This is a genomic window from Streptomyces sp. NPDC056373 (assembly GCF_042262425.1).
Lineage (GTDB): Bacteria > Actinomycetota > Actinomycetes > Streptomycetales > Streptomycetaceae > Streptomyces.
Genome location: NZ_JBHJPX010000011.1, coordinates 277,648 through 291,885 on the forward strand (window position 1 = coordinate 277,648; position 14,238 = coordinate 291,885).

Annotated in this window: 16 protein-coding genes, 1 tRNA gene and 3 pseudogenes; 15 read left to right on the top strand and 5 right to left on the bottom strand. The window is 71.6% G+C overall.

What is annotated here, in order from left to right; genetic code table 11:
- Nucleotide 1 precedes the first annotated feature (1 nt).
- From ACFCXS_RS24785 to ACFCXS_RS24845, 13 genes and pseudogenes are all read left to right on the top strand, one after another.
- Nucleotides 2-373: a TcmI family type II polyketide cyclase gene (locus ACFCXS_RS24785; protein ID WP_376645517.1), complete on the top strand. Its 372-nt coding sequence runs from the start codon at nt 2-4 to the stop codon at nt 371-373.
- A complete protein-coding gene (locus ACFCXS_RS24790) occupies nt 370-801 on the top strand; it encodes a cupin domain-containing protein (protein ID WP_376645518.1) in 432 nt (143 codons plus the stop codon). Before ACFCXS_RS24785 ends, ACFCXS_RS24790 begins: the two co-directional genes overlap by 4 nt.
- Nucleotides 798-2,084, top strand: a complete 1,287-nt coding sequence (locus ACFCXS_RS24795) for a beta-ketoacyl-[acyl-carrier-protein] synthase family protein (protein WP_376645519.1) — start codon at nt 798-800, stop codon at nt 2,082-2,084. Before ACFCXS_RS24790 ends, ACFCXS_RS24795 begins: the two co-directional genes overlap by 4 nt.
- A complete protein-coding gene (locus tag ACFCXS_RS24800; protein ID WP_376645520.1) occupies nt 2,081-3,349 on the top strand; it encodes a ketosynthase chain-length factor in 1,269 nt (422 codons plus the stop codon). Before ACFCXS_RS24795 ends, ACFCXS_RS24800 begins: the two co-directional genes overlap by 4 nt.
- A gap of 38 nt (nt 3,350-3,387) precedes the next feature.
- Complete coding sequence (locus ACFCXS_RS24805) at nt 3,388-3,651, top strand: acyl carrier protein (protein ID WP_376645521.1); 264 nt, start codon at nt 3,388-3,390, stop codon at nt 3,649-3,651.
- Nucleotides 3,651-4,106 (top strand): annotated as a pseudogene (locus ACFCXS_RS24810) (SRPBCC family protein); the annotation flags it as partial. The gene ACFCXS_RS24805 and the pseudogene ACFCXS_RS24810, both read left to right, overlap by 1 nt.
- 27 nt (nt 4,107-4,133) lie before the next feature.
- A pseudogene (locus ACFCXS_RS24815) lies at nt 4,134-4,847 on the top strand (SDR family NAD(P)-dependent oxidoreductase); the annotation flags it as partial.
- A 30-nt stretch (nt 4,848-4,877) separates the two neighbouring features.
- Nucleotides 4,878-5,627 (top strand): SDR family NAD(P)-dependent oxidoreductase, encoded by a 750-nt coding sequence (locus ACFCXS_RS24820; protein WP_376645522.1) that lies wholly within the window; start codon nt 4,878-4,880, stop codon nt 5,625-5,627.
- A 1-nt stretch (nt 5,628) separates the two neighbouring features.
- Nucleotides 5,629-5,955, top strand: coding sequence for an antibiotic biosynthesis monooxygenase family protein (locus ACFCXS_RS24825; protein WP_376645523.1), 327 nt, complete (start codon nt 5,629-5,631; stop codon nt 5,953-5,955).
- Nucleotides 5,952-6,635, top strand: a complete 684-nt coding sequence (locus ACFCXS_RS24830) for an antibiotic biosynthesis monooxygenase family protein (protein ID WP_376645524.1) — start codon at nt 5,952-5,954, stop codon at nt 6,633-6,635. Before ACFCXS_RS24825 ends, ACFCXS_RS24830 begins: the two co-directional genes overlap by 4 nt.
- 2 nt (nt 6,636-6,637) lie before the next feature.
- Nucleotides 6,638-7,909 carry a cytochrome P450 gene (locus ACFCXS_RS24835; RefSeq protein ID WP_376645525.1) on the top strand — a complete coding sequence of 424 codons (1,272 nt, stop codon included), beginning with the start codon at nt 6,638-6,640 and terminating at the stop codon, nt 7,907-7,909.
- Nucleotides 7,910-7,947: 38 nt separating this feature from the next.
- On the top strand, nt 7,948-8,787 hold the full coding sequence (locus tag ACFCXS_RS24840; protein ID WP_376645526.1) for an SAM-dependent methyltransferase: 840 nt from the start codon (nt 7,948-7,950) through the stop codon (nt 8,785-8,787).
- A 6-nt stretch (nt 8,788-8,793) separates the two neighbouring features.
- Entirely contained in the window at nt 8,794-10,314 is a 1,521-nt protein-coding gene (locus ACFCXS_RS24845) for a peptide MFS transporter (protein WP_376645527.1), read from the top strand.
- Between the two features lie 22 nt (nt 10,315-10,336).
- Here the strand turns inward: ACFCXS_RS24845 and ACFCXS_RS24850 are convergent, their stop codons facing one another.
- The 4 genes from ACFCXS_RS24850 to ACFCXS_RS24865 all read right to left on the bottom strand — a co-directional run bounded on the left by ACFCXS_RS24850 (nt 10,337) and on the right by ACFCXS_RS24865 (nt 12,649).
- Nucleotides 10,337-10,630, bottom strand: coding sequence for a hypothetical protein (locus ACFCXS_RS24850; protein WP_376645528.1), 294 nt, complete (start codon nt 10,628-10,630; stop codon nt 10,337-10,339).
- A 360-nt stretch (nt 10,631-10,990) separates the two neighbouring features.
- Nucleotides 10,991-11,416 carry a PIN domain-containing protein gene (locus ACFCXS_RS24855; RefSeq protein WP_376645529.1) on the bottom strand — a complete coding sequence of 142 codons (426 nt, stop codon included), beginning with the start codon at nt 11,414-11,416 and terminating at the stop codon, nt 10,991-10,993.
- Entirely contained in the window at nt 11,413-11,691 is a 279-nt protein-coding gene (locus ACFCXS_RS24860; protein WP_376645530.1) for a CopG family transcriptional regulator, read from the bottom strand. Before ACFCXS_RS24860 ends, ACFCXS_RS24855 begins: the two co-directional genes overlap by 4 nt.
- Nucleotides 11,692-11,755: 64 nt before the next feature.
- A complete protein-coding gene (locus tag ACFCXS_RS24865; RefSeq protein WP_376645531.1) occupies nt 11,756-12,649 on the bottom strand; it encodes a phosphorothioated DNA-binding restriction endonuclease in 894 nt (297 codons plus the stop codon).
- Nucleotides 12,650-12,657: 8 nt separating this feature from the next.
- On the opposite strand from ACFCXS_RS24865, the pseudogene ACFCXS_RS24870 reads away from it, so the two are divergent.
- A pseudogene (locus ACFCXS_RS24870) lies at nt 12,658-13,380 on the top strand (hypothetical protein); the annotation flags it as partial.
- 51 nt (nt 13,381-13,431) lie between these two features.
- Nucleotides 13,432-13,794: a hypothetical protein gene (locus ACFCXS_RS24875; protein WP_027734931.1), complete on the top strand. Its 363-nt coding sequence runs from the start codon at nt 13,432-13,434 to the stop codon at nt 13,792-13,794.
- 349 nt (nt 13,795-14,143) lie between these two features.
- Here ACFCXS_RS24875 and ACFCXS_RS24880 read toward each other — a convergent pair.
- Nucleotides 14,144-14,217, bottom strand: a tRNA-Pro gene (locus ACFCXS_RS24880).
- Nucleotides 14,218-14,238 lie beyond the last annotated feature (21 nt).

The following is a 14,238-nucleotide window of genomic DNA, read 5'->3' on the forward strand; positions in this document are numbered from 1 at the left end:
CGTGCACCGAACGCTGATCGTGGCGAGGATGGACCTCGCCGACGCCGAGGGCGTCGCGCAGGTCTTCGCCGATTCGGACAGCACCGAACTGCCGCATCTGGTGGGGGTGTCGAGGCGGACGCTGTTCGCGTTCCACAACCTGTACTTCCACCTGGTGGAGGCCGACCAGGACATCGCGCCGAACCTGTACAAGGCGCGCAGCCACCCGCTCTACGAGGAGATCAACACCCGGCTCGGCCGGTTCATCTCGCCGTACGACCCCGACTGGCGCGAGCCCAAGGACGCCATGGCCGTCCCCTTCTACTCCTGGACACCCGAGGACGGCCCGCGGACCAGCGCCCCGCGCTCGGCGAACCTGGGCGGTGCCCGATGAGCGCCCCCGCCACCACCAAGGTCGCCGCGAACGAGGTCGCCGCCAACACCAAGCGCGGCGGCGACATCCGCGTCACCCTCAGCCCCAAGACCGTGGGCTGCACCTCGGGCTTCGGCGGAGTGCTGCGGCTGGCCCCCGGCCACCACGTCACCGAGCACCTCCACCCGTACTCCGAGGAGTTCCTGCACGTCGTCCAGGGCCGGCTGGAGATGACGCTGGACGGCGGCACCCCGGTCGCGCTCGGCCCCGGCGACTCGCTGCTGGTGCCCATCGGGGTCCGCCACCGCCTGGTGAACACCGGGTCCGTGCCGGCCGAGGCGGTCTTCCACCTCTCCCCGCTCGCCCCCCGCCCCGAACTCGGCCACGTCGACACCGAACAGCCGCTGGACGCGTCCGCGGGCAACCCCGATGTGGGAGCGGCCCGATGACGTCCGGACACCGGCGCGCGGTGATCACCGGAGTGGGAGCCGTCGCGCCCGGCGGGATCGGGCGGGACGCCTACTGGGACCTGCTCACGTCCGGACGCACCGCCACCCGCCGTATCAGCCTGTTCGACCCGGCGGGGTTCCGCTCGCAGGTCGCCGCCGAGTGCGACTTCGATCCGATGGCCGCGGGGCTCACCCCCCAGGAGGTCCGACGGATGGACCGGGCCGCCCAGTTCGCGGTCGTCGCCGCCCGGGAGGCCGTCACCGACAGCGGGATCGACCTGCCCGGCACCGACCCCGAACGCGTCGGCGTCAGCATCGGCAGCGCCGTCGGCTGCACCATGGGCCTGGAGGAGGAGTACGCCGTCCTCTCCGACGGCGGCCGCGACTGGCTGGTCGACCACAGCTACGGCGTCCCCCACCTGTACGGCTACATGGTGCCCAGCACCCTCGCCGTCGAGGTGGCCCGGCAGGCAGGTGCCGAGGGGCCGGTCGCGCTGATCTCCACCGGCTGCACCTCGGGTCTTGACGCCATCGGGCACGGCGTCCAGCTGATCGAGGAGGGCACGGCCGACATCGTGCTCGCCGGTGCCACCGACGCCCCGCTGTCGCCGATCACCTCCGCCTGCTTCGACGCCATCAAGGCCACCACCGCCAACAACGACGACCCCCAGCACGCCTCCCGGCCCTTCGACGGGCAGCGTGACGGCTTCGTCCTGGGCGAGGGCTCCGCCGTCATGGTGATCGAGGAGCGGGAGTCGGCCAGACGCCGCGGCGCCACCGTGTACGCCGAGATCCTCGGCTTCGCCGGCCGCAGCAACGCCTTCCACATGACCGGACTCAAGCCCGACGGACGGGAGATGGCCGAGGCCGTCCGGGTCGCCCTGGACCGGGCGCGGCTCGACCCCGGTGCCATCGACTACATCAACGCCCACGGCTCGGGCACCAAGCAGAACGACCGGCACGAGACCGCCGCCTTCAAGCGCAGTCTCGGGCAGCGGGCCCACGAGGTGCCGGTCAGCTCCATCAAGTCGATGATCGGGCACTCGCTCGGCGCCATCGGCTCCCTGGAGATCGCCGCCTGCGCCCTCGCCCTGCGCCACCAGATCGTCCCGCCGACGGCCAACCTGTCCACGCCCGACCCCGAGTGCGACCTCGACTACGTGCCGGTCACGGCCCGCGAGCACCGCATGGACCGGGTGCTCAGCGTCGGCAGCGGCTTCGGCGGCTTCCAGACCGCGATGGTCCTGGGCCGTCCCGGGCTCGCACACGGGGAGGCGGCATGAGCGCCTCCGGCATACGCCCCGGCCGGCGCGGCCGGTCCGTGGTCACCGGGCTCGGCGTCGTCGCCCCCACCGGGATCGGCGCCGCCCGGCACTGGGAGTCGGTTCTCTCGGGCAAGAGCGGCCTCGGCCGGATCACCCGCTTCGACCCGACCGGCTACCCCGTCCGGGTGGCGGGCGAGGTCCCCGGATTCCGCGCCGCCGAACAGGTCCCGGGACGGCTCGTCCCGCAGACCGACCGCTTCACCCACTTCGCGCTGGCCGCCGCCGAGGACGCCCTCGCGGACGCCGCCGCCGACCCGGCGACCCTGCCGGAGTACGAGATGGCGGTGGTCACCGCCGGCTCCTCGGGCGGCACCGAGTTCGGACAGCACGAGATGGAGAACCTCTACCAGAAGGGCTCCTCCTGGGTCGGCGCCTACCAGTCCATCGCCTGGTTCTACGCGGCCACCACCGGCCAGGTCTCCATCCGGCACGGCATGCGCGGCCCCTGCGGGGTCATCTGCGGCGAACAGGCCGGCGGTCTCGACGCCCTCGGCCAGTCCCGGCGGCTGCTGGACACTGGCTCCCGGCTGGTGCTCAGCGGCGGCACCGACGCCTCGCTGTGCCCGTACGGCCTGGTGGCGCAGCTGTCCACCGGCCGGCTGTCCACCGAGGACGACCCGGCCCGCGCCTACCTGCCCTTCGACGCGGCCGCCTCCGGCTTCGTCCCCGGCGAGGGCGGCGCCATCCTCGTCGTCGAGAGCGCCGACGCGGCACAGGCCCGGGGGGTCCCCTCGTACGGCGAACTCCTCGGCTACGCGGCCGGCTTCGACCCCACCGCGGACGGCACCACCGCGCGCCCCCGCGTGCTGGTGTCCGTCGTGCGGCGGGCCCTCGCCGACGCCGGGCTCGCCCCGGGCGACGTCGACATGGTGTTCGCCGACGCCTCCGGCACTCCCGCCGAGGACCTCGCCGAGGCCGGCGCGATCACCGAGGTCTTCGGGCCCGGCGGGGTGCCGGTGACCGCCCCGAAGACCCTCACCGGGCGCCTCTACGCGGGCGGCGCCGCACTGGACGTCGCGACCGCGCTGCTCGCCCTGAACGCCGGAGTCGTCCCGCACACCGCGGGGCTCGGCCGCCCGGCCCCCGGCTGCGAGATCGACCTCGTCCTGGACCGCCCCCGCCAGACCGACCCGCGCACCGCCCTGGTCCTGGCCCGCGGGCACGGCGGCTTCACCTCCGCCCTGGTCCTCGGCGCGGGCGACCGCGGCGCCCCCGGCAAGTGACCGGCCCACCACCCACGACGTACGAAAGGCGGCTCCCCATGGCGGAGTTCACCCTCGACGACATACGCCGCATCCTCCGAGCCAGCGGCGGAGTCGACGAGCAGACCGACCTGGACGGCGAGCACTTCGCCGACACCTCGTTCGCCGACCTCGGCTACGACTCCCTGGCCCTGCTGGAACTCGTCAACCGCATCGAGCGCGAGTACGACATCCGGATCCCCGACGGCGACCTGGCGCACACCCAGACCCCGCGCGAGGCCCTGACCTACGTCCACGCCCGGCTCACGGAGGCCCGCGTCTGATGGCAGGACACACCGACAACGCGATCGTCGTCGAGGCACCGATGGACCTGGTGTGGACGATGACCAACGACGTGGCCGCCTGGCCGCGGCTGTTCAGCGAGTACGCCTCCGCCGAGATCCTCGGCCGGGACGGCGACACCGTCACCTTCCGCCTCGCCCTGTACCCCGACGAGAACGGCACGGTCTGGAGCTGGGTCTCCGAGCGCACCCCCGACCCGGCCACCCGCACCGTCGTGGCCCGCCGGGTCGAGACCGGCCCCTTCGCGTACATGAACATCCGCTGGGAGTACGAGGAGGTGCCCGGCGGCGTACGGATGCGCTGGATCCAGGACTTCGCGATGAAGCCCGACGCCCCGATCGACGACGCCGGGATGACCGCCCGGCTCAACCGCAACACCGCCGTCCAGATGCGGCTGATCAAGGCCAAGGTGGAGACCGCGGCCCGGTCCGGCCGCCAACTCCAGGGCAAGCGCCTCCTGGTGACCGGCGGCACCCGGGGCATCGGCCGGGGCGTCGTCCTCGCCGCCGCCCGTGCCGGGGCCGACGTCGTCACCTGCTACCGCACCCCCGGCGAGGCCGTCGCCACCCTGGAGGAGGAACTCGCCGGCACCCCCGGCAAGCACCAGGTGCTGCGGGCCGACGCCGCCGACGAGACGGACGTGGACCGACTGGTCACCGCGTGCGAGGCGAGCCCCGGCGGACTGGACGCCGTCGTCAACAACGCCGGGTCGTTCCGCCCCCAGCCGTACGCCGACCTCACCCCCGCCGAGTGGGCCGCCACCCTCCAGGGCAACCTCACCGCCACCCACCTGGTCACCCGGCGCACCCTGCCGCTGCTCTCCGCGGGCTCCTCGGTGATCAACATCGGCTCCACGGTCGCCTTCATCGGCATGGCCGGCGGTGTCCACTACACCGCCGTCAAGTCCGCACTGGTCGGCATGACCCGCTCGCTGGCCCGGGAGCTCGGACCGCGCGGCATCCGCGTCAACACCGTCTCACCCGGCCGCATCGCCACCGAGGCGCTCGACGAACTGCCCGCCGAGGAGGCCGAGCGGCAGCGCGCCACCTTCGCCTCCTTCACCGCGCTCGGCCGGCTCGGCACCGTCGACGACATCGCCCAGGCCGTGCTGTTCCTCGTCAGCGACCACGCCGGCTACGTCACCGGCCAGAACATCCACGTCGACGGCTGCGTCTGAGCAGCGCTCCCAGCCATGAAGGGAATCCCCATGGAACTCGCACTGCACGGCAGGAAACTGCTCGTCACCGGCGGCACCCGGGGCATCGGGCGGGGCATCGTCCTCGCCGCTGCCCGGGCGGGCGCCGACGTCCTCACCTGCTACCGGCAGGAGGGCGAGGCTGTCGACAGCCTGACCGCAACGCTGAAGGAGACCGCCGGCGACCACCACGTGATCCGCGCGGACGTCGGTGACACCGCCGAGGTCGACCGCCTCGTGGGCGAGGCCAAGGACCGCTTCGGACGCCTCGACGGCGTCGTCAACAACGCGGGCGTGATCAGCCACATCCCGTTCGGGGAACTGCCGGCCGACGAGTGGTCGCGCATCCTCGACACCAACCTCACCGCGGCTTACCGGATCATCCACCAGGCGCTGCCGCTGCTCGGCGCCGGCTCCTCGGTCGTCAACATCGGCTCGCGCGGAGCCGCCGCGGGCATACCGCTGCGCGCCCACTACACCGCCGCCAAGGCCGCCATGATCGGACTGACCCGCTCGCTCGCCAAGGAACTCGGCCCCAAGGGCATCCGCGTCAACGTGGTCGCCCCCGGCGTCATCGAGACCGAGGCCTTCGCCGCCATGCCCGCCGAGCGTGCGGAGGGACTGCGTGCCACCTACGCCCAGAAGACCGCGCTGGCCCGCCTGGGCACCGTCGAGGAACTCGCCGGACCGGTGCTGTTCCTGCTCTCCGACGCCGCCGCCTACATCACCGGCGAGACCCTCAACGTCGACGGGGGGATCTGACGTGCCCGGGCCCGCCGAGCAGGTCTTCCGGGTCACGCTGCGCATGCAGATCAAGCCCGGCATGGAGGACGAGTTCGAGAAGGTGTGGCTGGAGGTCGGCGACTCGGTCACCACCCACCCCGCCAACCTCGGCCAGTGGCTCTCCCGCAGCGCCGAGGAGGAGGGCGTCTACTACATCGTCAGCGACTGGGTGAACGAGCCGCTGTTCCGTGCGTTCGAGACCAGCGACCGGCATCTGGAGCACCGTCAGAAACTGCACCCGTACCGCAGCGGCGGCTCCATGACGACCATGCACGTCGTCGCCGCCCTGTCCGGCGCCGCGGCGTGACCGGCGGCGCCGTCGAGGTGGTGCTCTACCACCTGAGCGACGCCCCGGACCGGGTGCTGCCCGCCTACCACGAGGCCAGCCGCCGGATGGCGGGCACCGCCGGGCTGCTCGGCAACAAGCTGCTGCACGCCCTCGGCGACCCGCGCTCCTACGTCGTGGTCAGCCGCTGGGCGGACTGGGAGGCGTTCACGGCCTGGGAGAGCGGCTCCGCCCACAAGGACCAGACCGCCCCGCTGCGGCCGCTGCGCGACACCGGCCGGGACCGGCCCTTCGAGATCTACCGGGAACTCGCCGCCTACGCGGGGGACCGGGCGGCCACCCCGGTCGCCGACGTCAGGGAAGCCGCCGACGTCAGGGAAGCAGCGCACGCCTCGGGGGTCGCCGATGCTACGGGGGCCGCCGACGCCGCGGGGGCCGCCGATGCCACGGAGGCCGCCCTCGCCGCGGGGGCCGCCGATGCTACGGGGGCCGCCCTCGCCGCGGGGGCCGCCGATGCTACGGGGGCCGCCCTCGCCGCGGGGGCCGCCGATGCCACGGGGGCCGCCCTCGCCGCGGGGGCCGCCGATGCTACGGGGGCCGCCCTCGCCACGGAAGCCGCCCACACCACCGAAGTCGCCCATGCCACGGGGGCCGCCCCCGCCACGGAAGCCGCCGACGTCAAGGAAACGGAGGGAGTCTGAGCATGGCCCGCACGGACGCCCCGCACACGGCCCCACCGGCCGGCCCGCCCACCGACCTGTTCACCCCCGCCTTCCACCAGAACCCGCACGAGGCGCTGGCCGGCCTGCGACAGACCGCGCCCGCCGTACCCGTGACGACTCCGAACGGCCTGCGCACCTGGCTGGTCACCGGATACGAGCACGCCCGGGCCCTGCTCGCCGACCCCCGGCTCAGCAAGGACATGCGGGTCGGCCGGGACCTCATCCCGCGCAACTTCACCGACCCCGACAAGCAGCGGCAGTTCCTCGCCGAATCGGGGGAGCGCAGCCAGTTCCCGCACGTCCTCAGCGTGCACATGCTGGACAGCGACCCGCCGGACCACACCCGGCTGCGCCGGCTCGTCGGCCGGGCCTTCACCGCACGCCGGGTCGAGTCCCTGCGGCCGCGCGTCACCGAGCTCACCGACGAACTGCTCGACGCCATGGCCCGCCACGAGCGGCTGGACCTCATGGAGGCCCTGGCCTTCCCCGTGCCGTTCACGGTCATCTGCTGGCTGCTCGGCGTGCCCCCGGACGACCGGGCCGCCTTCCGCCGCTGGTCCAACCTGCTCGTCTCGGGCGCGGGCACCGACGAGGTGCGCGAAGCCAGCGCGTCGATGATCGCGTACCTGAAGGCCCTGATCGAGGCGAAGCGGGCCCGGCCGGCCGACGACATGCTCACCGACCTGGTGCACGCCCAGGACGCCGGCGACCAGCTCTCGTCCGACGAACTGATCTCCATGGCGTTCCTGCTGCTGGTGGCCGGCCACGAGACCACGGTCAACCTCATCGGCAACGGCACCCTCGCCCTGCTCACCCACCCCGACGTGCGGGGGCAGCTCGCCGCGGACGCGTCGCTGTGGCCCTCGGCCGTCGAGGAGTTCCTCCGCTACGACGGTCCGGTCACCAACGCCACCTGGCGGTTCACCACCGAGCCCGTCGAGGTCGGCTCGGTCACCATCCCCGAGGGCGAGTTCGTGACCATCTCGCTCGGCGCCGCCGGCCGGGACCCGGGTCGCTACCCCGACCCGGACCGCCTCGACATCACCCGCGCCCACACCGCCTCGGTCGCCTTCGGCCACGGCATCCACCACTGCCTGGGCGCCCCGCTCGCCCGGCTGGAGGGACAGATCGTCCTCAGCCGTCTGTTCACGCGCCTGCCCGGACTGCGACTCGCCGTGGACGAGGGCGAACTGCGCTGGCGCAGCAGCCTCATGATGCGCGGCCTCGAAGAACTCCCGGTGTTCACGGCGTGACCGCCGAACCCGCCCCGCACCCGTTGAAGGAGACACCCGTGGAACGTCAGGACACCGGATCGGCACCCCGGGCCACCGAACGCCCCTCCTGGGCCCCGCCGGAGGTCGACATCGACACCCCGAGCATCGCCCGGGTCTACGACCACTGGATCGGCGGCACCCACAACTTCCCCGTGGACCGGGAACTCGCCCGCAAGGTCGCGGCCGGCAACCCCGACCTCCCGGCCACCCTCAAGGCCAACCGCGCCTTCCTGCGCCGCGCGGTACGCGAACTGTCCGCGCTCGGCATACGGCAGTTCCTCGACATCGGCTCCGGCATCCCGGCCGAGGGCAACGTGCACGACGTCGCCCTCGCCGCCCACCCCGACAGCAAGGTCGTCTACGTCGACATCGACCCGGTGGCCGTCGCGCACGGCCGGGCCCTGCTCGCCGACGAACCCCGGGCGGCCGTCTTCCAGGGCGACCTGTACAAGTCCCGGGAGATCCTGGAGGCGGAGGACACCCGCCGGCTGATCGACTTCGACCGGCCGGTCGCGCTGATCCTCGCCGCCGTACTGCACTTCGTCCCGGACGCCGACGATCCGCTCGCCCTGGTGCGCCAGTACACCGAGCGACTGGCCCCCGGCAGCGCCCTGGTGATCTCGCACGCCGGGGCGGAGGAGGTCCCGACGACGGCACCGGAGGCGGCCGAGCAGTACCGGGGCGCCGTGAGCCGGGTGATCTGGCGCGACAACCGGGAACTCGCCGCGCTGTTCGAGGACTTCGAGCTGGTGGAGCCCGGCGTGGTGCGGGCCCCGCTGTGGCGCCCGGAACCCGCCGAGACCCCCGACCCGGCGCTCGCGATGCTGGCCGGAGTGGCGCTCAAACCGGCCCGGTGACCTCCGGTGGACACCTCCCTCACCCCGCAGGACTCCTCGTCGGCGTCCGCCACCGCTGCCGCCGTACCGAGGCCCGCCGGTGACCGCAGGCCCGGCTTCGGCACGCTGCTCGCGGTCGACCTGTGGGAGCGGTTCAGCTTCTTCGGCATGGCGGCGATCCTGGTCCTCTACCTGACCGCCTCGCCCGCGCGCGGCGGCATGGGCATGGCGCCGCAGACGGCCACGGCGATCTTCGCGGCGTACATGTCCCTCAGCTTCATGGCCGGGCTGCCCGGAGGATGGATCGCCGACCGTGTGCTGGGCGCGCGCCGGGCCGTACTGCTCGGCGGCACGCTGATCACCTGCGGCCACGCGGTGCTCGCCCTGCCGCTGACGGGCTCGCTCTACGTCGGTCTGCTGCTGGTCGTCGCGGGGACCGGCCTGGTCAAACCGGCCATGGCGGCCATGGTCGCGGGGGTCGGCGGGGACGGGAAGGGCCGCCGCGAGGCGGCCTTCTCGCTCTTCTACATGTGCATCCAGGTCAGCGCGCTCATCGCCCCCGTCGTCACCGGCCTGCTGGCCGAACGCGTCGCCTGGCACCTGGGCTTCGCGGCGGCCGCCGTCGGCATGACGGCGGGACTGACCCAGTTCGCCCTCGGTCTGCGCCGGTTCGGCGACGTGGGCGCGCGTCCGCCCCACCCGGTGCGGCGCTCCGAGGCCGCCGTGATGCTGCGGCGCGCCGCGTGGGTCACGGGGGCGGTGGGCGCGCTCGTGGTGGTGCCGGCGGCCTGCGGGCTGCTGCCGCTGCCCGCGGTGCTCGCCGTCCTCGGCCTCACCACGGTCACCCTGCCGTTCTGGTACCTGCGCTCACTGAGCCGGACCCACGCACGGGGCACGGTCCACCGACACCGCCTGGCCGGCTTCACGGTGCTGATGGCAGCCTCGGCCGCCTTCTGGATGATCTTCGCGCAGAGCGGTTCGGTGCTCAGCCTCTTCGCCGAGCGTCACACCGACCGGGACGTGCTGGGCTTCCAGGTCCCCGCCAGCTGGTTCCAGTCCGTGCACCCGCTCTTCGTCCTGCTGGTCGCCCCGCTCTTCGCCCGGCTCCGGCTCAGGGCACCGCGGGTGGACGTACCGGTCAAGTTCGCGGGCGCGCTGATCGCGGCGGGCGTCAGCTTCCTCCTGATGGCGATGGCGGCCAGGCTCTCCGAACACGGCCCGGTCGGCCCGCAGTGGCTGCTGCTGGTCTACCTGCTCTACTCCTGCGGCGAGGTCGCACTGGCCCCCGCAGGCCTTGCCCTGGCCGCCGCGGTGGCCCCACCCGGCAGCACCAGCCGCCTGCTCGCGGTGAACGGCCTGTTCGGCGCGGTCGGGGTGGTGGTGGGAGGCCAGCTCTTCCGCCTGACCACGGTGCTGTCGCCGACGGTGTACTTCCTGCTGCTCGGCGGCTTCGTGCTGACGACCGGCACGGCGGTCGCCCTCGGCACACCCCGCCTCCGCCGCCTCCTCGCCCTGCCGGCCGCTCCCGGCACCTTCCGGTCCGATTAACGAGAACGAGAAGCGCCGGCCTTTACGCCGTCCATCTCACGACCATTTGCATGGCGACGACTCGATCGAAGACCTTCGGATCGAACAGCCCGCTGCCGTGCAGGGAGTACTGGGTGTTGCGGGACGGCATATCGAGAAGATACGGCCGCCCAGGAGATGCCCAGTTGTCCACGGAATCCTCGACAACCCGGGTCTTGTTGAGGAGCGCTACTCTTTCGAGCACCCAGGTGCGCGACTGGTTGTACACGTCATGGCTGCCCTTGGCTTCGAACGAAGCGTGGCCATTGGACTGGAGTTCCCAGGCGATGTCCGCCATCAAGCACGGACCCTCGTCGATGTCCCCCCACCGGAACGTCTTCTTTTCGATGGGGGTCGCATTGTCAAATATGAATTCGGCGACGCAACTCCTACAGGCGAACGACCCGGACGCCATGGACCGCAACTGCTCGCCGTGATCGACTCGTCGACCGCCGGCCCTGAAGCGGTCAATGAGCTTTCCTGCCTGGATGGTGCTGGAGAGCCAGCCCTGCGACCCGGAGGCAATCCACCGGCCACCAGTGCCAGGAAGTCGAGTCGGCCACTCATTCGCCGTCCGCTGCCTGGCGTCGGCGACTGCCGATGCGGTCCGGACAAAATACGCGATGGCTTCGCGGGCGCTGGAGAGGCGCGGGTCGGATCACACTTTCTTGACGACGATCGTGTCCGGGACCAGCTTCTCCAGGTCGTCGACGTCCGAGGTGAAGACGGTGACCTGTCCCCTCTGCTGTCGCGCGATGACGGCGAGCACGGCATCGATCGCGTACTTGTGGCCGTGCAACTTGGCGCCGGCCAGAAGTCGACGCGCCTCGCGGGCCTCGTCCTTCCCGATGTCGACGACCTGGAGCCGGGACAGTACCCAGTCCCAGCGCTGCTCGGTCGTTCTGCCGTCGTACGCCTCGACCAGTGTCATCGGGGACGTCACCACTTCGGCCTCCCCGCGTGCCGCGAGGTCGAGCCAGGCGATCATCTTCCGGTCGCCGCGCACCGCAAGGGACAGGGCTTCACAGTCCAGTACGAAGACGCGGAGGGGTCGCTGTCCGTGCTCACCGGCTCGCTTCTTCACGCAGCCTCTCCGCCGTTGTGCTTTCCGGCGGTTCTACGCCGCTCGTGTTCGGCGTCGAGTTCGTCCAGCTCGACGAGCGCTGCCCCATGCTCGTCCTTGGTGATGCGGCCGTGCTCTTCCTGCAACCAGTCGACCAGTTCCAGGAGCCGGTCCCGGTCACGCTTGAAGCGCAGCGCCTCGGCGACATACGCCGACAGGCCCCGCTCTGCCGCGTCCGCGCGGATCTCGTCCAGGAGATCCTCGGGAATCGTCACGGTTACCTTCTTCGTTGCCATACAAGGGACCATACTCCCGGTATCGCACTCCTTACCAGCGGGTCACGTGATAGGCGCTCGGCGATCAGGCGGCCGGGGCGGGGCGTGGGCTGCCGTGGAAGACCTGGCTGGTGTGCCAGGAGCGGTGGACCGCCGCGACGGGCCTGGCACCCGGTTGAGGTCCGATGAGCGGGCGGCCGGCGAGCGCCATGACGTGCTCGCGGGCGGCGGGGCTGTGGCCGACGAAGCGCTGCGAGACCAGGATGCGGTGACTGTCACCGATGCCGAGGACGCCCTTGTCGAAGAGCTTGTGGTGAAGCGAGCACAGGCACAGGCCGTTGTCGACGTCGTCAGGGCCGTCGAACGCCCACCAGCGCACATGCGCGGCCTCCAGCCCGACCGGCACCGCGCCGATCCTGCCGTCGTAGCCGCAGAAGGCGCACTGGTACTCGTATGCCGTCAGGACCTGCTCCCGCATCCGGGGATCCCGCCGCCCGCGCACGGCCGAGAACTGTTCGCTCTCCGTCGGCTCCAGCTCCAGGCCGACGGCTTCGCACAGGTCGCCGTGGAGCGAGGGCGGGAAGTTCAGGTCGAGCAGGACCCGTGCCATCCGGCCGAGCAACGACGGCTCGCGCCGCAGCGCCGCCCGTAGTTCCGGCGTCAGCCGCCCTGCGGCTCCGATCTCCCGCAGCTCCTTCACGCGACTGCCGGGGCTGCCCGGTCCGCGATCGGTGCGCACCTCCCACACGCCATCGCTCACCAGATGGTGGAACGGGTAGGCGGGTGTCGTTCTGTTGGGCGGACCGTACTCGGCCAGCAGCCGTCCGAGGTCGTCCTCCACCGCGCTGTACCGCAGTTCACCGTCGGCGTCCCGCTGGAAACGCCCGAGCGCGTACAGGAACAGCAGCGGCTTGTGCGGAGCGCGGGTCCCGCTTCTGCTCCACTGCCTCAGCTTCGCGGCACGCTCCAGCCAGTCCATGACCGGCGATCGTAGTGGCGTTGAGGTGCGGTGATTTCGAGGGGGCATGGGGAGCGGGTCGACTCCCAGATGGCGCCCGGACACGGTGGGGTCAATGGCTTCGTGCCGACGTTGCCTGTTGCGGCCCAACGAGACGTGCCGAGGCAGAAAACAAGTACCGGCGCGGCGACTGGCGCGACCCGGCACTCGGCCAGGAGACCTTCGGCGAGTACGCGAACCGCTGGTACGAGGCCCAGGATCTGGCCGCCTCCACCATGCAGAACTGCAAGCGCCACATCGAGGAGCACCTGCTCCCCGAGTTCGAGGACAAGGCACTCGCCGGCATCCTCCGCACGGACGTCGACCTGTGGGAGAAGAAGGAGAAGGCGGTCTACGCGGCCTCCAGCGTCAAGATCTGGCGCTCGACGCTCCACTTGATCTTCGAGGACGCGATCGACGAGGGCCTGATCATCTCCAACCCGGCCGCCAGGCGGCGTGGGCGCGGCAAGCGCGCCGGCCGCTCGCGGGACCGTGGTCCGGAGAAGGTCGTCACCGACGCGCTCGGCATCCTCCTGACCGCCGAGCGAGCGGCCCTGCTGTCCGGCCGCGACAACGAGTTCGTTGCCGTGGTCCTCTAGGGCTACACGGGCAAGCGCTGGGGCGAAATCGTCGGCCTCGAAACGGAGTTCGTCCGACCTGGTACGTTCCGTGTCGAGTGGCAGCTGTACGAGCTGGACAACGGCGAGCTGGTGCACATGTCCCGGATACTGTGGGGGAGTTGCCGAGAGGGGGTGGGGGTTCGGATGAAGCAGGGCGATGCCGAGTACCTGTCTGCGCTGGACGGGACGATGGAAATCCTTCGGCGCTGGGCACGAGAGGGTCGTACCGACGGCTGGTACAAGTCCCTTAGCGAAGAACTGAAGGCCAAGGGGCACAATGTCCATTACCGCGGCCTGATCATCAGCCTCTTGCTGGGTGACGCCTGCCGCCGAGACAGTCAGGGGCTTGAGCCGATGCTCTCGTCCATCGTGATCCTCAAGGCAACCGGCAGGCCCGCCGGCCAGTTCTTCGAGTTGGCCAAAGGGGCGCCGTTCTATCGGACGGCCGCGGAGTGGACCTGGGAACAGGAGCGCTCTCGCGTCTTCGCGCGCTATCGCGAGCGTTGATCGGTATCGACGTCGCTGTCGGAGTACTGCCGACGTGGCCTCGCATGCAGCCCAAGATCTGACTCTTGCTGCTGATGGTTGCCGAGATCGCAGGGCCGACGGCATGCGTTTGAGCACACCCCTCCGGACCCACCGGGAGGCTGAGCGACAGAAGAACTGGCGACTGGCAGAGGATGTCGGAGGAGTTCGACGGCCGCAGCCGGTCGATGGGCTCGGCGCAAGGAATCCGGGAGCCGCCGGGGAGCCGGATCCCGAACTTGGCTCCCAAACGGCTCCCAAAACGACCCCCGGAACCACTCAGGGGCCCGACCCGCGATGCGGATCAGGCCACTGACCTGGTACTTCACTGTCGGGGTGGCGGGATTTGAACCCACGACCTCTTCGTCCCGAACGAAGCGCGCTGCCAAGCTGCGCTACACCCCGATGTCGCTGCTCTCGCGGCGA